20 protein-coding genes are annotated in these 20,719 nt (G+C 68.6%); 15 read left to right on the plus strand and 5 right to left on the minus strand.

Going from position 1 to position 20,719, the window contains the following annotated elements; translation table 11 throughout:
* The first annotated feature begins 64 nt into the window (after nucleotides 1–64).
* The 11 genes from G3I56_RS14480 (at nucleotide 65) to G3I56_RS14530 (ending at nucleotide 10,160) form a co-directional block, all read left to right on the plus strand.
* A complete protein-coding gene (locus G3I56_RS14480) occupies nucleotides 65–1,414 on the plus strand; it encodes an MraY family glycosyltransferase (RefSeq protein WP_164409362.1) in 1,350 nt (449 codons plus the stop codon).
* A 308-nt stretch (nucleotides 1,415–1,722) separates the two neighbouring features.
* Nucleotides 1,723–2,160, plus strand: coding sequence for a hypothetical protein (locus tag G3I56_RS14485; RefSeq protein WP_164409363.1), 438 nt, complete (start codon nucleotides 1,723–1,725; stop codon nucleotides 2,158–2,160).
* A gap of 273 nt (nucleotides 2,161–2,433) precedes the next feature.
* Nucleotides 2,434–3,204 (plus strand): F0F1 ATP synthase subunit A, encoded by a 771-nt coding sequence (gene atpB, locus G3I56_RS14490; protein WP_164409451.1) that lies wholly within the window; start codon nucleotides 2,434–2,436, stop codon nucleotides 3,202–3,204.
* Between the two features lie 72 nt (nucleotides 3,205–3,276).
* Nucleotides 3,277–3,507, plus strand: coding sequence for an ATP synthase F0 subunit C (atpE, locus tag G3I56_RS14495; RefSeq protein WP_105970730.1), 231 nt, complete (start codon nucleotides 3,277–3,279; stop codon nucleotides 3,505–3,507).
* Nucleotides 3,508–3,551: 44 nt separating this feature from the next.
* Nucleotides 3,552–4,100, plus strand: coding sequence for a F0F1 ATP synthase subunit B (locus G3I56_RS14500; RefSeq protein WP_164409364.1), 549 nt, complete (start codon nucleotides 3,552–3,554; stop codon nucleotides 4,098–4,100).
* A 2-nt stretch (nucleotides 4,101–4,102) separates the two neighbouring features.
* Nucleotides 4,103–4,918 (plus strand): F0F1 ATP synthase subunit delta, encoded by an 816-nt coding sequence (locus tag G3I56_RS14505; protein ID WP_164409452.1) that lies wholly within the window; start codon nucleotides 4,103–4,105, stop codon nucleotides 4,916–4,918.
* 160 nt (nucleotides 4,919–5,078) lie between these two features.
* Nucleotides 5,079–6,671: a F0F1 ATP synthase subunit alpha gene (gene atpA, locus G3I56_RS14510; RefSeq protein ID WP_164409365.1), complete on the plus strand. Its 1,593-nt coding sequence runs from the start codon at nucleotides 5,079–5,081 to the stop codon at nucleotides 6,669–6,671.
* 20 nt (nucleotides 6,672–6,691) lie between these two features.
* Nucleotides 6,692–7,609 carry a F0F1 ATP synthase subunit gamma gene (locus tag G3I56_RS14515; RefSeq protein WP_164409366.1) on the plus strand — a complete coding sequence of 306 codons (918 nt, stop codon included), beginning with the start codon at nucleotides 6,692–6,694 and terminating at the stop codon, nucleotides 7,607–7,609.
* Nucleotides 7,609–9,045, plus strand: a complete 1,437-nt coding sequence (atpD, locus tag G3I56_RS14520) for a F0F1 ATP synthase subunit beta (RefSeq protein ID WP_164409367.1) — start codon at nucleotides 7,609–7,611, stop codon at nucleotides 9,043–9,045. The genes G3I56_RS14515 and atpD overlap by 1 nt, the downstream gene beginning before the upstream one ends.
* Nucleotides 9,046–9,174: 129 nt before the next feature.
* Nucleotides 9,175–9,549: a F0F1 ATP synthase subunit epsilon gene (locus G3I56_RS14525; RefSeq protein WP_164315328.1), complete on the plus strand. Its 375-nt coding sequence runs from the start codon at nucleotides 9,175–9,177 to the stop codon at nucleotides 9,547–9,549.
* A 164-nt stretch (nucleotides 9,550–9,713) separates the two neighbouring features.
* Nucleotides 9,714–10,160, plus strand: coding sequence for a DUF2550 domain-containing protein (locus G3I56_RS14530; RefSeq protein ID WP_164409368.1), 447 nt, complete (start codon nucleotides 9,714–9,716; stop codon nucleotides 10,158–10,160).
* Between the two features lie 67 nt (nucleotides 10,161–10,227).
* On the opposite strand, the gene G3I56_RS14535 is transcribed toward G3I56_RS14530, so the two are convergent.
* The 3 genes from G3I56_RS14535 to G3I56_RS14545 all read right to left on the minus strand — a co-directional run bounded on the left by G3I56_RS14535 (nucleotide 10,228) and on the right by G3I56_RS14545 (nucleotide 14,036).
* Nucleotides 10,228–12,048 (minus strand): glycoside hydrolase family 18 chitinase, encoded by a 1,821-nt coding sequence (locus G3I56_RS14535; RefSeq protein WP_164409369.1) that lies wholly within the window; start codon nucleotides 12,046–12,048, stop codon nucleotides 10,228–10,230.
* A gap of 129 nt (nucleotides 12,049–12,177) precedes the next feature.
* On the minus strand, nucleotides 12,178–12,855 hold the full coding sequence (locus G3I56_RS14540) for a response regulator transcription factor (RefSeq protein ID WP_164409370.1): 678 nt from the start codon (nucleotides 12,853–12,855) through the stop codon (nucleotides 12,178–12,180).
* Nucleotides 12,852–14,036 carry a histidine kinase gene (locus G3I56_RS14545; RefSeq protein WP_164409371.1) on the minus strand — a complete coding sequence of 395 codons (1,185 nt, stop codon included), beginning with the start codon at nucleotides 14,034–14,036 and terminating at the stop codon, nucleotides 12,852–12,854. The genes G3I56_RS14540 and G3I56_RS14545 overlap by 4 nt, the downstream gene beginning before the upstream one ends.
* 190 nt (nucleotides 14,037–14,226) lie before the next feature.
* Between G3I56_RS14545 and G3I56_RS14550 the strand changes: the two genes are divergently transcribed.
* Nucleotides 14,227–14,880, plus strand: a complete 654-nt coding sequence (locus tag G3I56_RS14550) for a hypothetical protein (RefSeq protein ID WP_164409372.1) — start codon at nucleotides 14,227–14,229, stop codon at nucleotides 14,878–14,880.
* Here G3I56_RS14550 and G3I56_RS14555 read toward each other — a convergent pair.
* Nucleotides 14,797–15,369 (minus strand): cob(I)yrinic acid a,c-diamide adenosyltransferase, encoded by a 573-nt coding sequence (locus tag G3I56_RS14555; RefSeq protein WP_164409373.1) that lies wholly within the window; start codon nucleotides 15,367–15,369, stop codon nucleotides 14,797–14,799. The genes G3I56_RS14550 and G3I56_RS14555 overlap by 84 nt on opposite strands.
* A 203-nt stretch (nucleotides 15,370–15,572) precedes the next feature.
* Here G3I56_RS14555 and G3I56_RS14560 point away from each other — a divergent pair, with 203 nt between their 5' ends.
* The 3 genes from G3I56_RS14560 (at nucleotide 15,573) to G3I56_RS14570 (ending at nucleotide 19,824) form a co-directional block, all read left to right on the plus strand.
* Nucleotides 15,573–16,421, plus strand: coding sequence for a 3-hydroxyacyl-CoA dehydrogenase family protein (locus tag G3I56_RS14560; RefSeq protein ID WP_164409374.1), 849 nt, complete (start codon nucleotides 15,573–15,575; stop codon nucleotides 16,419–16,421).
* 174 nt (nucleotides 16,422–16,595) lie between these two features.
* Complete coding sequence (locus G3I56_RS14565; protein ID WP_006382151.1) at nucleotides 16,596–16,919, plus strand: STAS domain-containing protein; 324 nt, start codon at nucleotides 16,596–16,598, stop codon at nucleotides 16,917–16,919.
* A 250-nt stretch (nucleotides 16,920–17,169) separates the two neighbouring features.
* Nucleotides 17,170–19,824: an ATP-binding protein gene (locus tag G3I56_RS14570; protein ID WP_164409375.1), complete on the plus strand. Its 2,655-nt coding sequence runs from the start codon at nucleotides 17,170–17,172 to the stop codon at nucleotides 19,822–19,824.
* A 73-nt stretch (nucleotides 19,825–19,897) separates the two neighbouring features.
* On the opposite strand, the gene nucS is transcribed toward G3I56_RS14570, so the two are convergent.
* A complete protein-coding gene (gene nucS, locus G3I56_RS14575) occupies nucleotides 19,898–20,569 on the minus strand; it encodes an endonuclease NucS (protein ID WP_164409376.1) in 672 nt (223 codons plus the stop codon).
* Nucleotides 20,570–20,719: the final 150 nt, after the last annotated feature.

A 20,719-nucleotide genomic window follows, 5' to 3' on the forward strand; every position in this document is an offset into this window, starting at 1 on the left:
ATCCCTATGCGTCCCTCGCTAGGGTGTGGGGCCTGGATGGCCAGCGAGACCTGTGGGGAAGCCTGTGCGTGAATACCTGCTGACGCTCTGCATCACGGCCGCGGTGACGTATCTGCTGACCGGGCCGGTACGGAAGTTCGCGATCGTGGCCGGAGCGATGCCGGAGATCAGGGCCCGTGACGTGCACCGGGAACCCACTCCGCGGCTCGGCGGGATCGCGATGTTCTTCGGGCTGTGCGCCGGACTGCTGGTCGCCGACCACCTCACCAACCTCCACGAGGTCTTCAAGAACTCGAACGAGCCGAGGGCGCTGCTCTCCGGTGCCGCGCTCATCTGGCTGATCGGCGTCCTGGACGACAAGTTCGAGATCGACGCCCTGATCAAGCTGGGCGGCCAGATGATCGCCGCCGGCGTCATGGTCATGCAGGGTCTGACGATCCTGTGGCTGCCGATCCCGTCCGTGGGCAACGTCGCGCTGACCCAGTGGCAGGGCACCCTGCTGACGGTGGCGCTGGTCGTCATCACCATCAACGCGGTCAACTTCGTCGACGGCCTGGACGGTCTCGCGGCCGGCATGGTGTGCATCGCCTCGGCGGCGTTCTTCCTCTACGCCTACCGGGTCTGGGTCTCGTACGGCATCGAGGCCGCCGCCCCGGCCACCCTGTTCTCGGTGATCCTGATGGGCATGTGCCTCGGCTTCCTGCCGCACAACATGCATCCCGCCCGGATCTTCATGGGTGACTCCGGGTCGATGCTCATCGGCCTGGTGCTGGCGGCCGGCGCGATCTCCATCACCGGGCAGATCGACCCGGACGCGATGAACCTGTTCTCCGGGTCCGAGCGCGCCACCGTGCACCAGATGGTGCCGGTCTACATCCCGCTTCTGATGCCGCTCACCATCATCGCGATCCCGGCAGCCGACCTGGTGCTGGCCATCGTGCGGCGCACCTGGCGCGGACAGTCGCCGTTCGCGGCCGACCGGGGGCATCTGCACCACCGGCTGCTGGAGGTCGGGCACTCGCACAGCAGGGCCGTCCTGATCATGTACTTCTGGTCGGCGCTGATCGGCTTCGGTGCCCTGTCCTACTCGGTCAACAACGCGTCCATGTGGATCGTCCTCAGTGTGGTGGCACTGAGCGCGATCGGACTCGTACTCCTGCTGCTGCCGCGCTTCACACCGCGCACCCCGCGCTGGGCCGAGCGGTTCGTGCCACCGCGCTACCGGCGCAGCCGCACGACGGAGGAGGCCGGGGCCACGGCGCCCGCCGCCTCGGTGCCGGCCCTGGCCGGTGAGGAGGCCACCCCGGAACACCGTGCTCCGGTGCGGGCCGGTGTCTCAGGCGTCAACGGGGCGACGGCGATCGGCCCCCGTTCGCGGCTTCTGGACCGGCGTAAGGCCGGGTCGTCGCGCTGACGCAAGGTAAGAATCTGACTAATGCTTTGCTTGAAACAGAGAGAGCGTGGAGAGGGCAAAGCGCCCTAATACCAGACAAGTCGGCGCGGATTCTGCACAGGTGGGCAGGTTCACTCTCATGTGTGACACCGAGCACACCATCCAGGTAAAGACCTCATCAAATAGTTTGTGATACGGTTCACGAGAACCCCGGACAGAGCCGACGGACCGCAGTGCGACGGTCCATTGGCGCGAGTTTCTCTGCTCGAACCGGGGACTACGCTCGTCCATGACGACACCTGCCCCCCTGTGAAAGCGGAGTTGCCGCCATGCCGTCCAACGACGTCCGGATCCTGCTTCAAGCCGCTGTGCCCACAGCTGCCGTCGGCGCTATCGCAGCCGCCGTCAGTGCCGTGGTCGCGGGTCTCGAAGGAGCGGTCGGGGCGGTCGTCGCGACGCTGGTTGTCATTCTCTTCATGGGTATCGGGCTTTACGTTCTGCAACGCACTGCCAAAACGCTTCCGCATCTGTTCCAGGCAATGGGTCTGATGCTGTACGCGGCCCAAATTCTTCTGCTGTTCATCTTTGTCGCGGCGTTCAAGAACACGACGCTGTTCAACCCCAGGGCCTTCGCGCTCACGCTGCTCGCAGGCACGCTCGCCTGGATCGCGGCGCAGGCGCGTGCCCACATGAAGTCGAAGATCCTCTACGTTGAACCCGAGTCCACGATGGGGGACAAGCCCGAAAAGACAGGGCACTCGTCGTGAGAGGTAGGGCCGGGATAAGCGGGTGTGAGAGATCCTGCTATCGTCCGGTGCCAACTGCGGCATCGCGGGCGCGGGCATCTGAGCTGACGCCTGCTCAATCGCGAGGCTTGATGCCCCACAGCCGCCCCCACATCCGTTTCACCAGTCCAGTGCCGAACCGCGGCTGCGCGCCGCGCCGACACAACGAGGTTGCCGTACCCATGCGTCACGCCGAAGGAGCCCGTGGTGAGTGCTGACCAGACCCAGCTCGCCTTTGACTGGAGCTGTCGGATCATGTCCGACAACGGCTGTGGCTTCCCGGCTCCGGGCCTGCACTCGTTCCTCTTCAAGCCGATCGCCACGGTCGGCGGGGTCGAGTTCAACAAGGTGATGCTCCTCGCGATCGTCACCAGTCTCCTGGTCGTCACCTTCTTCACGCTTGCCTTCGGCAAGGCGAAGGTGGTCCCGGGAAAGCTGCAGATGGTCGGCGAGGCCGGCTACGACTTTGTACGCCGTGGCATCGTCTACGAGACCCTCGGAAAGAAGGAGGGCGAGAAGTTCGTCCCCTTCATGGTCTCGCTGTTCTTCTTCATCTGGATCATGAACATCTGGTCCGTGATCCCGCTGGCACAGTTCCCGGTGTCCTCGGTCATCGCCTACCCGATGGTGCTGGCCGCCATCGTCTACGTGGTGTGGGTCTCGCTGACCTTCAAGAGGCACGGCTTCGTCGGCTTCTTCAAGAACATCACCGGCTACGACAAGTCGCTCGGCCCGGTGCTGCCGCTGGTGATGGTCATCGAGTTCTTCTCGAACCTGCTGGTCAGGCCGTTCACGCACGCCGTACGGCTCTTCGCCAACATGTTCGCCGGCCACCTGATGCTGGTCATGTTCACGGTCGCCTCCTGGTACCTGCTCAACAGCTGGATGGTGCCGGCCGCCGGTGTCTCCTTCGTGATGGCCGTGGTCATGATCGGCTTCGAGCTCTTCGTTCAGGCCGTCCAGGCATACGTCTTCGTGCTGCTGGCCTGCACCTACGTTCAGGGCGCTCTCGCAGAGCACCACTGAGCAGACCCCCCTCAGCCCCAGAACGTCCGGTGGCCAACCCCCACCGGTCCTGAAAGAGAAAGAAGAATCAGCATGGCTGCCCTTGAGACCCTCGCCGCTGTCGAAGGCAACATCGGTTCCATCGGTTACGGCCTCGCCGCGATCGGCCCCGGCGTCGGCGTCGGCATCATCTTCGGCAACGGCACCCAGGCGCTGGCCCGCCAGCCCGAAGCGGCCGGTCTGATCCGTGCCAACCAGATCCTCGGTTTCGCGTTCTGTGAGGCGCTCGCCCTCATCGGCATCGTCATGCCGTTCGTCTACTAGACCGACGTATCGACGATCGAAACCTTTCAAGGAAAGGCACTGATGTGATCGCCAACCTGGTACAGCTGGCGGCCGAGGAGAAGCAGAACCCGCTTATCCCGCCCGGTCCCGAGCTGCTTGTCGGCGCCATCGCCTTCGCCATCGTGTTCTTCTTCTTCTGGAAGAAGCTGCTTCCGAACATCAACAAGGTTCTGGAGGAGCGTCGCGCGGCGATCGAGGGCGGTATCGAAGAGGCCGACGCCATGAAGGTCGAGGCCCAGAGCGTTCTTGAGCAGTACAAGGCTCAGCTCGCCGAGGCCCGGCACGAGGCCGCGCGACTGCGCCAGGAGGCGCAGGAGCAGGGCGCCACGCTCATCGCCGAGATGCGCGCGGAAGGCCAGCGGCAGCGTGAGGAGATCGTCGCCGCCGGTCACTCGCAGCTCGACTCCGACCGCAAGGCCGCCTCGTCCGCGCTCCGCCAGGACGTCGGCAAGCTCGCGACCGAGCTGGCCGGCAAGCTCGTCGGTGAGTCCCTCGAGGACCACGCCCGGCAGAGCCGTGTGATCGACCGTTTCCTCGATGACCTCGAGGAGAAGGCAGAGGCGACTCGATGACCGTGCACGGAGCCAGTCGCGAGGCTGCCGCCGCCGCACGGGAGCGTCTCGACGCGCTGACGGACTCGACGTCCGCCGACGCGAAGAAGCTGTCCGAGGAGCTGGCTTCGGTCACCGCACTGCTGCACCGCGAGGTGTCGCTGCGTCGGGTCCTCACCGACCCGGCGCAGTCCGGAGAGGCCAAGGCCGAGCTGGCCCAGCGCCTCTTCGGCAGCCAGGTCGGTGGGCCCACCACCGACCTGGTGGCCGGCATGGTGCGCTCCCGCTGGTCGCGTTCGCGCGACCTGGTGGACGCGCTGGAGGAGCTGGCGGACCTCGCCGAGCTCACCGCCGCCCAGCAGGCGGGCGCGCTCGACAACGTCGAGGACGAGCTGTTCCGGTTCGGCCGGATCGTCGCTTCGAACACCGAGCTGCGCGCCGCGCTGACCGACCGTGCCGCGACCACCGGCGCCAAGGGCGAGCTGCTGCGCAGCCTGCTCGGAGGCCGGGCCGCGGCCACGACCGAACGTCTGGTGACGCGCCTTGTGACCGCGCCGCGGGGACGTAGCCTGGAGGCGGGACTCGAGTCCCTGTCCAAGCTCGCCGCCGAACGCCGGGACCGCATGGTCGCCGTCGTCACCTCGGCGGTTCCGCTGAGCGACCCGCAGAAGCAGCGCCTCGGCGCCGCCCTCGCGAAGCTCTACGGCCGTCAGATGCACCTGAACCTGGACGTGGACCCCGAGGTCCTCGGCGGGATCCGGGTGCTGGTCGGCGACGAGGTCATCAACGGCAGCATCGCGGACCGCATCGAGGACGCCGGCCGCCGCATGGCGGGCTAGCCCGCCCGGCAGCCACACAGCAAGCAGCAACTCAATACTCGTAGTACGTACTTGAATGCGGCCCTGGTTGGGCCGTGCAGAGGATTCACCTCTTTTTTGGGGGGAGTCCCCATCCCCCCAAGTGAAACTTCGGGCCCAACAAGGAGAGCAGGGAACCCAGATGGCGGAGCTCACGATCCGGCCGGAGGAGATCCGGGATGCGCTGGAGACCTTCGTCCAGTCGTACAAGCCGGACGCGGCCTCGCGCGAGGAGGTCGGTACGGTCACCCTTGCCGGCGACGGCATTGCGAAGGTTGAGGGCCTCCCCTCGGCCATGGCCAACGAACTGCTGAAGTTCGAGGACGGCACCCTCGGTCTCGCGCTCAACCTCGAAGAGCGCGAGATCGGTACCGTCATCCTCGGCGAGTTCAGCGGCGTCGAAGAGGGCCAGCCGGTCACCCGTACCGGCGAGGTCCTGTCCGTGGCCGTCGGCGAGGGCTACCTCGGCCGCGTCGTCGACCCGCTCGGCAACCCGATCGACGGCCTCGGCGAGATCGAGACCAGCGGTCGTCGCGCCCTGGAGCTGCAGGCTCCGGGCGTCATGGTGCGCAAGTCGGTGCACGAGCCGATGGAGACGGGCTACAAGGCCGTCGACGCGATGACCCCGATCGGCCGTGGCCAGCGTCAGCTGATCATCGGCGACCGGCAGACCGGCAAGACCGCTCTGGCCGTCGACACGATCATCAACCAGCGCGACAACTGGCGCACCGGTGACGTCAACAAGCAGGTCCGCTGCGTGTACGTCGCCATCGGTCAGAAGGGTTCGACCATCGCCTCCGTGCGTGGCGCCCTCGAAGAGGCCGGCGCGCTGGAGTACACGACCATCGTCGCCGCCCCGGCGTCCGACCCGGCCGGCTTCAAGTACCTTGCGCCGTACACCGGTTCGGCCATCGGTCAGCAGTGGATGTACGAGGGCAAGCACGTCCTCATCATCTTCGACGACCTCTCGAAGCAGGCCGACGCCTACCGCGCCGTGTCCCTGCTGCTGCGCCGCCCGCCGGGCCGCGAGGCCTACCCGGGTGACGTCTTCTACCTGCACTCCCGTCTGCTGGAGCGTTGCGCGAAGCTCTCCGACGAGCTGGGCAAGGGCTCGATGACCGGTCTGCCGATCGTCGAGACCAAGGCCAACGACGTCTCGGCGTTCATCCCGACCAACGTCATCTCCATCACCGACGGCCAGTGCTTCCTGGAGTCGGACCTGTTCAACGCCGGTCAGCGCCCCGCGCTGAACGTCGGTATCTCCGTCTCCCGAGTCGGTGGTTCCGCGCAGCACAAGGCGATGCGCCAGGTGTCCGGCCGACTGCGTCTCGACCTCGCCCAGTACCGTGAGCTGGAGGCGTTCGCCGCTTTCGGTTCCGACCTGGACGCCGCGTCGAAGTCGCAGCTGGAGCGCGGTCAGCGACTGGTCGAGCTGCTCAAGCAGGCTCAGTACCAGCCGATGGCCACCGAGGACCAGGTCGTCTCCATCTGGGCCGGTACCACCGGCCGGATGGATGAGGTGCCGGTCAACGACATCCGCCGCTTCGAGAAGGAGCTCCTGGAGTACCTGCACCGCAAGGAGCAGGGCCTCATGACCTCCATCAAGGAGGGCGCGAAGATGTCGGACGACACCATCACCGCCATCGCCGACGCCGTCGCGGACTTCAAGAAGCAGTTCGAGACCTCGGACGGCAAGCTTCTCGGCGAAGACGCTCCGGCCGCCGCGGCCAAGTGACGACGGAAGGGACCTGACTCATGGGAGCCCAGCTCCGGGTCTACAAGCGTCGCATCAAATCCGTCACCGCGACCAAGAAGATCACCAAGGCGATGGAGATGATCGCCGCCTCGCGCGTCGTCAAGGCGCAGCGCAAGGTGGCGGCCTCCGCGCCGTACGCGACCGAGCTCATCCGCGCGGTCACGGCGGTCGGTACGGGCTCGAACACCAGGCACCCGCTGACCACCGAGGCCGAGACGCCGACCCGTTCCGCGGTCCTGCTCCTCTCGAGCGACCGCGGTCTGGCCGGCGCCTTCAACTCCAACGCGATCAAGGCCGCCGAGAAGCTGACGGCGCGCCTTGAGGCGGAGGGCAAGGAGGTCGACACGTACATCGTCGGCCGCCGCGGTCTGGCCCACTACAACTTCCGCGAGCGCAAGGTCGTGGAGTCGTGGTCGGGCTTCACCGACCAGCCCACGTACGCGGACGCCAAGAAGGTCGCGGCTCCGCTCATCGAGGCCATCGAGAAGGAGACGGCGGACGGCGGCGTGGACGAACTCCACATCGTCTTCACCGAGTTCGTCTCGATGATGACGCAGAACGCGGTCGACAGCCGTCTGCTGCCGCTGCGCCTCGACGAGGTCGCGGCAGAGACGACCGGCAAGGGCGAGATCCTGCCGCTGTACGACTTCGAGCCGTCGGCGGAGGACGTCCTCGACGCCCTGCTGCCGCGGTACGTCGAAAGCCGTATCTACAACGCGATGCTCCAGTCGGCTGCTTCCAAGCACGCCGCCACGCGCCGCGCGATGAAGTCGGCCACCGACAACGCGGGAGACCTCATCACGACGCTCTCCCGACTTGCCAATGCGGCCCGACAGGCCGAAATCACCCAGGAAATCAGCGAGATCGTCGGTGGCACCGCAGCACTGGCCGACGCGACCGCGGGGAGTGACAGGTAATGACGACGACAGTTGAGACGGCCGTTGCCACGGGCCGCGTCGCCCGGGTCATCGGCCCGGTCGTCGACGTGGAATTCCCCGTCGACGCCATGCCGGAGATCTACAACGCCCTTCACGTCGAGGTGGCCGACCCAGCCCTCGACGGCGCGAGGAAGACGCTGACCCTGGAGGTCGCCCAGCACCTGGGTGACGGCCTGGTCCGCACCATCTCCATGCAGCCCACCGACGGTCTGGTCCGCCAGGCCGTGGTCACCAACACGGGTTCGGGAATCACCGTCCCGGTCGGTGACTTCACCAAGGGCAAGGTGTTCAACACCCTCGGTGAGGTACTGAACTCCGACGAGACGTACTCGGGCGAGCGCTGGTCCATCCACCGCAAGGCCCCGCGTTTCGACGAGCTCGAGTCGAAGACCGAGATGTTCGAGACCGGCGTCAAGGTCATCGACCTTCTCACCCCGTACGTCAAGGGTGGAAAGATCGGCCTGTTCGGCGGTGCCGGTGTCGGCAAGACGGTGCTCATCCAGGAGATGATCTACCGCGTCGCCAACAACCACGACGGTGTCTCCGTGTTCGCCGGTGTCGGTGAGCGCACTCGTGAGGGCAACGACCTCATCGAGGAGATGTCGGAGTCCGGCGTCATCGACAAGACCGCGCTGGTCTTCGGCCAGATGGACGAGCCCCCGGGCACCCGTCTGCGCGTGGCCCTGGCCGGTCTGACCATGGCGGAGTACTTCCGCGATGTGCAGAAGCAGGACGTGCTGTTCTTCATCGACAACATCTTCCGCTTCACGCAGGCCGGTTCCGAGGTCTCGACCCTGCTCGGCCGGATGCCCTCCGCGGTGGGTTACCAGCCGACCCTGGCCGACGAGATGGGTCTCCTCCAGGAGCGCATCACCTCGACCCGTGGTCACTCGATCACCTCGATGCAGGCGATCTACGTCCCCGCGGACGACCTGACCGACCCGGCCCCGGCCACCACGTTCGCCCACCTCGACGCGACGACGGTTCTCTCCCGTCCGATCTCCGAGAAGGGCATCTACCCGGCCGTGGACCCGCTGGACTCCACGTCCCGCATCCTGGACCCCCGCTACATCGCGGCGGACCACTACAGCACGGCCATGCGTGTCAAGGGTGTCCTCCAGAAGTACAAGGACCTCCAGGACATCATCGCGATCCTCGGTATCGACGAGCTGGGCGAGGAGGACAAGCTCACCGTCCACCGTGCCCGTCGCGTGGAGCGCTTCCTGTCCCAGAACACCCACGTCGCCAAGCAGTTCACCGGCGTCGACGGGTCGGACGTACCGCTGGACGAGTCGATCGTGGCGTTCAACGCGATCATCGACGGCGACTACGACCACTTCCCGGAGCAGGCGTTCTTCCTCTGCGGTGGCATTGAGGACCTCAAGGCCAACGCCAAGGAGCTGGGCGTCTCCTGACCCCCGAGCTCTTGGGAGAGGGGCAGGGGAGCACCCTTCGCGGGGTGCGTCCTGCCCCTCTCCGTTCTACCTCTAGAATTGACCCCAACACCCGGTACAACAGCCGGGTGGTGACCCGAGGAGCCAACCTTGGCTGCTGAGCTGCACGTCGAGCTGGTCGCTGCCGACCGTAAGATCTGGTCCGGCGAGGCCACTCTGGTCGTCGCGCGCACCACATCCGGCGACATCGGCGTCATGCCCGGTCACCAGCCGCTGCTCGGTGTGCTGGAGTCGGGCCCGGTGACCATCCGTACGAGTGATGGTGGAACGGTCGTCGCCGCGGCGCACGGCGGTTTCATCTCGTTCGCGGACAACAAGCTGTCGCTGCTGGCGGAGATCGCCGAGCTGGCGGACGAGATCGACGTCCAGCGCGTGGAGCGGGAGCTCGAGCGCGCGAAGGCGGAGGGCGACGCCTCCGCCGAGCGGCGTGCGGACGTCCGACTGCGGGCCGTGGCGGCGCGCTGATACCAGGGGGCACCTCCCAGGCGCTTTAGGCACTGGGGGAGCTCCAGTGTGATGCTTTGCCTCAGCCGCGGCTGGGACCGGTTTGCGCCGGTCCCAGCCGCGGCTGAGGCAAATCCGGGTGTTTTTTCTTTTCCGTTACCTAGGAGACGAGGAGGTCGGTGTCGATGATCCTCGCTCTGACTGTGTGCGGCTTGGTAGTGGTGGTCGTGGCGGTCGGCCTGGTCGTCGTCGGGCTGCGCCGCCGGCTCATCCAACGCTCCGGCGGTACGTTCGACTGCAGTCTGCGCTGGGACGTACCCGAGAAACCCGATCCCAGCGGCAAGGGCTGGGGCTACGGTGTCGCCCGCTACAACGGCGACCGCATCGAGTGGTACCGGATCTTCTCGTACTCCCCCCGTCCGCGCCGCGTCCTGGACCGCTCGGCGATCGAGGTGGCCGGCCGCCGGGTCCCCGAGGGCGAGGAGGTGCTGGCCCTCCTCTCGGACGCGGTGGTGCTGGCTTGTCTCCATCGGGGGACGAGACTGGAGCTGGCGATGAGCGACGACGCGCTGACCGGTTTCCTCGCCTGGCTGGAGGCGGCGCCTCCCGGGCAACAGGTGAATGTGGCCTGACATACGTGGGGCGGCGGGGTGGGTCCGTACGTACGGACCACCCCGCCGCCTTCTGCTGTGCCGGTGGCTACGCCAGGCCGCCGCTGATCGCGTTCACCAGCTCCCCGTTGCTCGTGTCGCCGCTGAACTCCCAGAAGAACGCGCCGCCCAGGGACTGGTTCTTGGCCCAGGTCATCTTCCCGGCGATCGTCGCGGGAGTGTCGTAGGACCACCAGTTGTTGCCGCAGTACGCGTACGCGGTGCCGGCGATCGTGCCGGTGGCCGGGCAGGACGTCTTGAGGATCTTGTAGTCCTCGATGCCCGCCTCGTACGTGCCCGGTGCCGCGCCGGTCGCCGCGCCGCCGGGGGCGGACTGGGTGACGCCGGTCCAGCCGCGGCCGTAGAAACCGATGCCCAGCAGGAGCTTCGCCGCCGGGACGCCCTTCGCCTTCAGCTTGGCGATGGCGTCGGCGGAGTTGAAGCCGGCGGCCGGGATACCGGCGTACGAGGTGAGCGGCGAGTGCGGGGCGGTCGGACCGTCCGCGTCGAAGGCGCCGAAGTAGTCGTACGTCATCACGTTGTACCAGTCGGCGTAGGCGGAGGCGCCGCCGTAGTCGGCCGCGTCGAGCTTGCCGCCGGAGGAGCCGTCGGCGGTGATGGCCGCGGTGACCAGGTAGTTCGCCCCGAACGTCGAACGCAGGCCCGCCAGCAGGTTCTTGAAGGACGCGGCACCTGACGTGTCACAGGTCAGACCGCAGGCGTTCGGGTACTCCCAGTCGATGTCGATGCCGTCGAAGACGTCCGCCCAGCGCGGGTCCTCGACGACCGCCTTGCAGGAGGCGGCGAAGGCGGCCGGGTTGGCGGCGGCCTGCGCGAAGCCGCCGGAGTAGGTCCAGCCGCCGAAGGAGTACAGCACCTTGATGTTCGGGTACTTGGCCTTCAGCTGGCGCAGCTGGTTGAAGTTGCCGCGCAGCGGCTGGTCCCAGGTGTCGGCCACCCCGGACACCGACTGGTCGGCGGTGTAGGCCTTGTCGTAGGCGGCGTAGGTGTCGTCTACGACGCACTTGCCGTCCTTGACGTTGCCGAACGCGTAGTTGATGTGCGTGATCTTGGATGCCGAGCCCGAGGTCACCAGGTTCTTGACGTGGTAGTTGCGGCCGTAGACGCCCCACTCGGTGAAGTAGCCGAGCTTGACCTTGTTCCCGGTGGGCGGGGTGGTGGTCCCGCCGGTGGTACGCACGGCGACCGCGCCGCTCGCCGGACCGGTCTGGTCGGCGGTGTCCCGGGCCTGGACGGTGTACGAGTAGTCCGTACCGGGGGTCAGACCCGTGTCCGTGTACGAGGTGGCCGTCACCGTAGCGACCTTGGTGCCACCGCGCAGGACGTCGTAGTTCTTGATGCCCTTGTCGTCGGTGGCCGCGCTCCAACTGAGCTTCGCCGAGGTGTCGGTGATGCCGGAGGCTGTCGGCGTGCCGGGCGCCGAGGGGGCGTTGTCGCCGGGGACCGAGCCGCCGTCACAACTGCTGCCGTTCAGCTTGCAGTTGGCGGGGGCGCCGGAGCCGGCCCCGTTGAAGCCGAAGGAGACGGCGGCGCCGGGGGCGAGGGTGCCGTTCCACGACTTGTTCTTGGCGGTCCAGTGGGCGCCACTCGACGTGACGTCCGCGTCCCAGGCCGAGGTGACGGACGTGCCCGAGGGGAAGTCCCACTCGACCGTCCATGAACTGATCGACGTGGTACCGGTGTTCTTGACCGTCCACTTGCCCTCGAAACCGGTGCCCCAGTCCTGGGTCTTGGCGTAGGTCGCGGTGGCCGAGGTGGCCGCCTGTGCCGGGCTCGCCAGGCCCACCAGGGCGGCGAGAGGGAGGAGCAGGGTTGTCAGGCCTGCCGTACATCTTTGTCCGAAGCGCATGCCGCGCCTCCTTGGAGGTGTCAGGGGGGCGCGACTGAGCCTTCGCACCCACAGTGCCGCGAGAATAGGAAGGTCTGGACCACGGGTCAATAGGTCTGGACCACTTTGCGGAAAGCTTCCACCGATTCGCTAGACCCCCAACTCCTGCGCCAGCACCGCCGCTTGCACCCGGCTTCGCAGCTCCAGCTTGCCCAGCAACCGGCTGACGTGCGTCTTCACCGTCGCCTCGGCCATGTCGAGGCGGGTCGCGACGTCCGCGTTGGACAGTCCCTCGCCGAGACACGACAGCACCTCGCGCTCGCGGCGGGTGAGGGCGTCCAGGACGGCGGGGTCGGCTTTCGGCTCCCGTACCGGCCCGGAGGCGAACTCGGCGATCAGGCGCCGGGTGACCGCCGGGGCGATCAGACCCTCCCCGCGCGCCACCGTCCGTACCGCCTCGATCAGGTCCTTCGCCTCAGTGTTCTTCAGCAGGAAGCCGGAGGCACCCGCGCGCAGCGCTCCGAAGACGTACTCGTCGAGGTCGAAGGTGGTCAGCACCAGGACGTCGGCGAGCTGTTCGGAAACCACCTGCCGGGTCGCCGACACCCCGTCCAGGCGCGGCATCTGAATGTCCATCAGCACCAGATCCGGCCGTAGTTCACGGGCCAGCGCCACCGCCTGCTCACCGTCCGACGCCTCCCCGACCACCTCGATGCCGGGCGCGCTGCCGAGAATGAGGACGAGCCCCGCCCGTACGGCCGACTGGTCCTCGGCGACGAGCACCCGGATCGCCCGCGTCTCCCGGATCCCCCGTTCTGGTTCCGTCATACGTCTTCTCCTTCGGCTTCGGTGAGGGGCAGCGTGGCGCGTACGGCCCAGCGGGCGCCGTCCGCTCCCGCCGTGAAGGTGCCGCCCAGCAGTGCGACCCGCTCCCGCATCCCGACCAGACCGGCTCCCGAGCCGGGGGCACGCGGGCTGCCGTGATCGCCGTACGGGCTGGTCACGGCGACGCTCAGCGAACAGTCCCGCCGGGTCAGCGTCACCGTGACCCGGCCGGGGGAGGCGTGTTTGAGGGCGTTGGTCAGGGACTCCTGGACGATGCGGTACGCGGCCAGCTCGACCGGCGCCGGCAGGGTCCCGTGCTCGGTGTCGGTGTCGAGGGTGACGTCCAGGCCGTTGGTGCGGGCGCCGTCGACCAACGCGCCGAGGCCGTCCAGGGTCGGGGCCGCCGCCGGTTCCAGGTCGCCGCCGCTGTCGCGCAGGATGCCGATCAGGCGGCGCATCTCGGCCAGTCCCGCCACGCTGTTCTCCCGGATGACACCCAGGGCCCGCTTCGAGGTGTCCGGGTCGTCGATGGAGAGCGCGGCCGTGGAGTGGATCGCGATGGCGGAAAGGTGGTTGGCGACCATGTCGTGCAACTCCCTCGCCATCCGGGCCCGTTCGGAGGTCACCGCCTGGGTGCGGTCCAACTCGGCGAGCAGCGCGGTCTGTTCGGCCCGCAGCCGGGCGGAGTCGGCGGCGTCACGGTGGTTGCGCACGATCAGGCCGGTGGCGGCGGGAGTGAATGCCACGACGCCGACGACCACTCCGATCAGCAGGGCCTGCGGCTCCCGCCAGACCGCGAAGGGCACGATCGTGGCGGCCACCGACAGCAGCCCGGTGATCCGGGGAACACGGCGGGCGGTGGCGGGCGGGCCGTACAGCACGGCCGCGTACACGAGGTCCGTGAACATCACGACCGTGACGAGGCTGCCCTGCGTGACGGTGTCCAGGGTCAGCGCGGCCATGCCGACCAGCAGGCCCGTACGCGGGCGGACGCGCCGGAGCAACTCGCAGCCGGCCGTCACGGCGAGCGGGAGCAGGACCGGCCAGCGCCCCTCCCAGAGGACCATCGGCTCACTTGCCGGACGGGTGCCGAGACCGGCGCCCCAGAACAGCAGCCCGCCGAGCAGCCCCGCGAGCGCGATGCGCACGTCGTCGCGGTGCGGGCGGGGAGTTCGCGGGGCCATGACTCCATCCAACACGGCCCGGGCGCCGCACGCCTGGTCCCCGGGGAGGGTCGGCAAGGGTCCCGAACTGCATCCTTCGATGTACCGGGACTTCCTCACCGCCGACGACGAATCCGGCCCGTCCCGCCGGGAGCCTGTAAGGAGAACGGATTCCCCGGCCCCCTGGGGGCTCTCCTGTGAGGAGTGAGTCGTGATCGTCGCGTTGATCATCGCCTGCGAGGTCGGCTTCTGGGTGCTGCTCGCGCTCGGCCTGACCGCCCGCTACCTGTTCAAGAGGCGCCGCACCGGCGTGGCGCTGCTGCTGTGCGAGCCGCTGCTGGAACTGGTGCTGTTCGTCGTCACGGCGACCGACCTGAGGAACGGCGCCGAGCCGGGCTGGGAGCACGGCCTGGCCGCGCTCTACATCGGCTTCACGGTGGCATACGGCCACTACACGATCCGCTGGCTCGACGGTCACGCCGCCCACCGTCTGGCCGGCGCCCCGCCCCCGCCGAAACCGCCCCGCTACGGCATGGCCCGCGCCCGCCACGAGGGCCGCCTGTGGCTGCGTACGGTCGTCATGGCGGCGGTCGCCTGCGCGCTGCTCCAGGCGGCGGTCTGGTACGTCGGTGACGGGGACACCACGTCGCTGCGGTCCTTCCAGGGGACGGCGCTCCGGGTCGCCGGCATCCACGGCCTGATCGCCCTGACGTACACGATCTGGCCGAAGAAGGCGCCGGCCGGACACGAGGAGCGGTCGGCGCTCACCGCCCGGGACCCCTCAGCGTTCGCCGCCGGGAACCCACAGGACGTCCCCGACCGCCTTGTTCGCGGTCCGCGCCAAGATGAAGAGCAGGTCCGATAGCCGGTTGAGGTAGGTCGCGGTGAGCGGGTTCATCACCTCCGCGTGGACCTCCAGGGCCGCCCATGTCGAGCGCTCGGCCCGGCGTACCACCGTGCACGCCTGGTGCAGCAGGGCCGCACCGGGGGTGCCGCCGGGGAGGATGAACGAGCGCAGTTTCTCCAGGTCTTCGAGGAACCGGTCGCAGTCCGCCTCCAGCTTGTCGACGTAGGACTGCTCGACCCGCAGCGGAGGGAACTCCGGGTTCTCGGCCACCGGCGTCGCGAGGTCCGCGCCCACGTCGAACAGGTCGTTCTGCACCCGCGTCAGCACCTTGACGACCTCCACCTCCAGCTCGCCCATCGCGACGGCGGTCCCGATCACCGCGTTCGCCTCGTTGGCGTCGGCGTACGCGGAGATCCGCAGATCGGTCTTGGCGACCCTGCTCATGTCACCGAGGGCGGTGCTGCCCTGGTCGCCGGTCCTGGTGTAGATACGCGTCAGATTGACCATGCCGCCAGAGTAATGACGACCTTCCGCCACCGCTCAACTAGGCCGTCCGAGGGGCCGAATGAGCCAGGGCGGTGTGATGTCCGTCATTTGAGACGTGACGCGCATTACTTACCGGTCACACAGCACCCTGACGACCGCTAGGGTCCGCCGAAGAGGTCCAATACACGAGGCCCACCTAAACAGCGCGTCAGGGGAGTCGCACAGTGGCACGGAAGCTTGCCGTCATCGGAGCCGGCCTGATGGGTTCCGGCATCGCCCAGGTATCCGCCCAGGCGGGCTGGGACGTCGTACTGCGCGATGTCTCCGACGAAGCGCTCACCCGTGGCACTGACGGCATCAAATCCTCGTACGACCGCTTCGTGGGCAAGGGCAAACTGGCCGCGGCCGACGCCGAGGCCGCTCTCGGACGCATCACCGCGACGACCGACCTGGACGCGGTCGGCGACGCGGACATCGTCGTCGAGGCGGTCTTCGAGAAGCTGGAGGTCAAGCACGAGATCTTCCGCGCGCTCGACAAGATCGCGCGCGACGACGCCGTGCTCGCCTCCAACACCTCCGCCATCCCGATCACCAAGATCGCCGCCGTCACCGACCGCCCGGACCGGGTCGTCGGTACGCACTTCTTCTCACCGGTGCCGATGATGCAGCTCTGCGAGCTGGTCCGCGGCTACAAGACGAGCGACGAAACCCTTGCCACCGCACGGGAGTTCGCCGAGTCCGTCGGCAAGACCTGCGTCGTCGTCAACCGGGACGTCGCCGGTTTCGTGACGACCCGGCTGATCTCGGCGCTGGTCGTCGAGGCGGCCAAGCTGTACGAGTCCGGTGTCGCCACCGCGGAGGACATCGACCTCGCCTGCAAGCTCGGCTTCGGGCACGCCATGGGCCCGTTGGCCACCGCCGACCTCACCGGGGTCGACATCCTGCTGCACGCGACGAGCAACATCTACACCGAGTCCCAGGACGAGAAGTTCGCTCCTCCGGAGCTGATGCGCCGGATGGTTGACGCCGGTGACATCGGCCGCAAGAGCGGGCAGGGCTTCTACAAGCACTGAGCGGTATCGCACGTAGTCAACAGGCACGGAAACCGCACGAACCCCTGGGGTATCACCCTGTGGGGTGAATTGAGTATCGGTTCGCTCACAGACGGCAACCTGACCGCCCCTCAGGCAGTCAGACGTTGCATCACCTACCGACGCGGAGCACGACACGCACTCACGGGAGCGCATATGTACATCAGGGGCGACCACGCCGAGCTGGTCGTCGGGGGCCGCCTCGACGTCCGCAGCGCGGCGGACGCCCGTACGGTCCTGCATACGGCCGTCGACACGGGCGTCGGCGATCTGGTGCTGGACCTGTCCGAGCTGGACTCCTGGGACGCCACCGGACTCGGGGTGATCATGGGAGCCCACCGGCGGTGCGGGCGGTGCGGCAGACGGCTCGTGCTGCGCGACGTACCACCGCAGATGCAGCGCCTGCTGGTGGCCACCCGGCTGCACCGGATCCTGGCGATCGAGGGTGGTATCGGGGTGGAGTCGCTGCCCAGAGTGTGAACAAGCGAGTGCGAACCGGTGAGTGTGAAAACGCGCTTCACGCACAATCCTCACGAGACTGTGACGTCTCGGACGGCGCGGTACCCCGGCCTGTCATAGATACTGTGCGAAGGTTTAGGGTTCGGTCGCCCGCTGCCTGACATCCCGCGAGCGGGCCCGGACCAGAAGCGACAGCGCAGTGTGCAGCAAGGCCGGGAGGGGCCTGGGTCCCGTCGACCCGCACACGACGCTTTTGGGGGGCTTGAACCTTATGGACCCGAACAACCAGGGCTCCGAGGAGTACGGCCATGACGCGGACGGCAGCACGCCGCGTCAGCGCCCGCCTCGCGATGCCCTCGCAACCGACTTCGGCCAGCACACGCCGGCGCTCGCCCGCACGGCGCAGCTCGTCTCGGGCGACTACCTGCTCACTGTCAACCCCGTGGACGGCAGCGAGATAGAGGTCTGCCCGCCCGGCGAACGGCCCGGCAGGCCCGCCAAGCTCACGGCGGACGAGCGTGCCGAGATCACCCGCGCCGCCAGACCTCCCGTACCGGCCGGGCCCGCGCGGCCCGAACTGCCGCTCCTGGAGCGCGACGGCGAGCGCGAACGGCTGGTACGGCTGCTGGCCCGCGGCCGTTCCGTACGCCTCTCCGGGCCGGCCGGCTCCGGCCGCACCACGCTCCTCGACGCCGTCGCCGCGGACTGCGCGGACCTCGCCCCCGACGGCGTGGTCCGCCTCACCGGCTTCCACCGCACCCAGACCGATCTGCTCTACGACCTCTTCTACGCCGTCTACAACGCACCTCTGTACCGGCCGGAACCGGACGAACTGCGCGCCCTCGTCCGCGAGGCGGGCGCGGTCGTCGTCCTCGACGACGTGGAGTTCGGCGGTGCCGCGCTCGACGAACTCCTCGATGCGACCCCCGAGTGCGCCTTCCTGATCAGCGCCACCTCCGACGTGCCCGCGCCGTCCTCCGACGCGCTGATCGAGGAACTGTTTCTCGACGGGCTCGACCGGTCCGGCGGTCTGGAACTCCTGGAGCGCTCCGTCGGCCGCGTCCTCACCGAGGAGGAGTCCAACTGGGCCGGTGACCTCTGGTTCGAGTCCGAGGGCCTGCCCCTGCGGTTCGTCCAGGCCGGCGCCCTGCTCAGGCAGCGCGACAAACTGCGCGCCCGCGCCGACGCGTTCGACGAGTTCGGCGTCTTCGAGGACGCCCCGGTCGATGCCCCGGTCGACGCTCCCTTCGACGCCGGTGACGAGGACGACGTACCGCTGCCCTCGCTCGCCGAGGGTGCCGCGCCCGCGCCGCTGCTCGCCTCCCGGCTCAGCGCGTCCGCGCGGGAGACCCTGCGGTTCGCCGTCGCGCTCGGCGGTGAGGTGCCCCACCAGGCCCATCTGCCCGCGCTGGTCGGCGACACCCACGCGGACGCCGCCCTCGGTGAGCTGCTCGGCTGTGCGCTGGTCTCCCCGGTCGGCTCCCACTACCGGCTCGCGGCCGGGGTGCGGACCCAGCTGGAGGCCGCCGGATACGGCGAAGGCGCCCAGGAGCGGGCGTTCACCGCCGCCCAGCACTACGCCTGGTGGGCCGGACACCCTTCCGTGACCCCCGAGCGGGTCTGCGCCGAGGCCGACGCCCTGCTCGCCGCCCTGGCTGTTCTCGTCGGCCCGGCCCCCGAGACCACGCCGCCGGGGGAGGACGAGGAGAGCACGGCCGTGCAGCTGGCCCGCACGGCGGCGCCCGCCTTCGCGGCCGGCTTGTACTGGAGCGCCTGGGAAGACGCCCTGCACTCCGGCGCCGAGGCTGCCCGGCTCGCCGGGGATGTCTCGGAACAAGCCTATTTCCACCACGAGTTGGGCATCCTCGCGATCTGCGGCGGACAGCTCGACCGGGCCCGTAGCGAGCTGGAGGGCGCCATCGGGCTGCGGGGCGCCGCCTCCGACAAACGCGGCACGGTCGCGGGCCGCCGCGCCCTCACCCTGGTCGCCGACCGGTCCGGCGACACCCCCGGCCCCGGCTCAGGCCCGGATTCCGGCCAGGGTTCCACGGCGGGCGAGGAGTTGCCGGACGCGCGGTACGAGGAGTCGGCGTCGCCGCCCGGTGGCGTTCCGGCCGTCTTCGGGGCGGCGGGCTACCCGCCGCTCAAGGCGTCGCCCACGGGTTCCGGTTCGGCTTCCGGTACCGGTTCCGGCTACGGGGGCGGTGACTTCCCGGCGACGGTGATCACGTCCCGGTCCGGGGGCGGCGGGGCGCACAAGGCCTCGGCCGTCCAGCGGCTCGTGGGCGGTGCCCGGCGCAACCTCGTGGCGGCCGGCGCGGGCGTCCTGCTCGCGGTGGTGCTCGGCACGGTGGTGACGCTGGGTGCGACCTCGAACCACAACGACGCGCCGTCCGACCAGGTCGGCGTCAACCCGTCCGCCAGTCCGGGCAGCGACGACGACAGCCTGGGCGCCGACAAGGCCGACGACGGCGGCAGCGACAGCAACGGCGACACAGGTACGCCCACCAGCCGCCCGACCGACCCGGGCCCGGACGGAACGATGGGCACCTCGGACGACCCGACGCCGCCGCCGACGGAGGGCGAGGAGCCGTCGGACGACCCGACGGGGACGAAGACGCCGGGTGGCGGGAGCAGTACAGGGGGGAGCACCGGCAGTACGTCGCCGAAGCCGTCCCCGACGCCCAGTTCCAAACCGTCGACGTCGACCTCCCCCTCGACGACACCGTCCCAGTCGGCCACACCCAGTCCTTCGGCGTCCGAGTCGGCCGAGCCGTCCGTGGAGCCGTCGCTCTCGGAGCCCCCTGCCTCGGCCAGCGGCGCGGCCTCCAGCCCCGTCCAGACCGAGACGGCGAGTGAGCCGGCGAGCGCGCCCGTCGACACCAGCGCGCCCGCGACGACGTCAGGTACCGCGCCGGTGATCTGACAGACAGCATGTTAAAGGGGGCGGTCCCGTGGCAACGGGTCCGCCCCCTTCCGCGTAAAGCCGTCAACCGGCGTCAGAACAGCCGGAGTTTGTCGTCCTCGATGCCGCGCAGCGCGTTGTAGTCCAGGACCGCGCAGCCGATGCCCCGGTCCGTGGCGAGGACGCGGGCCTGGGGCTTGATCTCCTGGGCGGCGAAGATGCCGCGCACCGGAGCGAGGTGCGGGTCGCGGTTCAACAGGTCCAGATAGCGCGTGAGTTGCTCCACGCCGTCGATCTCGCCGCGCCGCTTGATCTCGACCGCGACGGTCGCGCCGTCGCCGTCCCGGCACAGGATGTCGACCGGGCCGATGGCCGTCATGTACTCGCGGCGGATGAGGGTGTAGCCGTCGCCGAGGGTCTCGATGCGGTCGGCGAGGAGTTCCTGGAGGTGCGCTTCCACGCCGTCCTTGATCAGGCCGGGGTCCACGCCCAGCTCGTGCGAGGAATCGTGGAGGATCTCCTCCATCGTGATGATGAGCTTCTCGCCCGCCTTGTTGATGACGGTCCAGATCCCCTCCTCTTCTCCTGCCCCCTCCTTCAACGTGCAGGGCGGAGACATCCAGTTGAGAGGCTTGTAGGCGCGGTCGTCCGCGTGGATCGAGACGCTGCCGTCAGCCTTGACCAGGATGAGGCGGGGGGCCGACGGGAGATGAGCGGTGAGCCGGCCCGCGTAGTCCACGGAACAGCGCGCAATGACGAGACGCATGGTCGGCAACGCTACTCGACGCGCGGTGGTCCACGCGATTCGCCCACCTCAGAAGTGCTGACGGGGGCTACCTGGGCCGAAGGAACATGCCAGGGGCAACTGTTCGTTGTTGGCTGATTGTGTGCCTATGGGGACGGTACTGACCGGTCC

It is taken from the genome of Streptomyces sp. SID12488, from assembly GCF_010548275.1.
Lineage (GTDB): Bacteria > Actinomycetota > Actinomycetes > Streptomycetales > Streptomycetaceae > Streptomyces.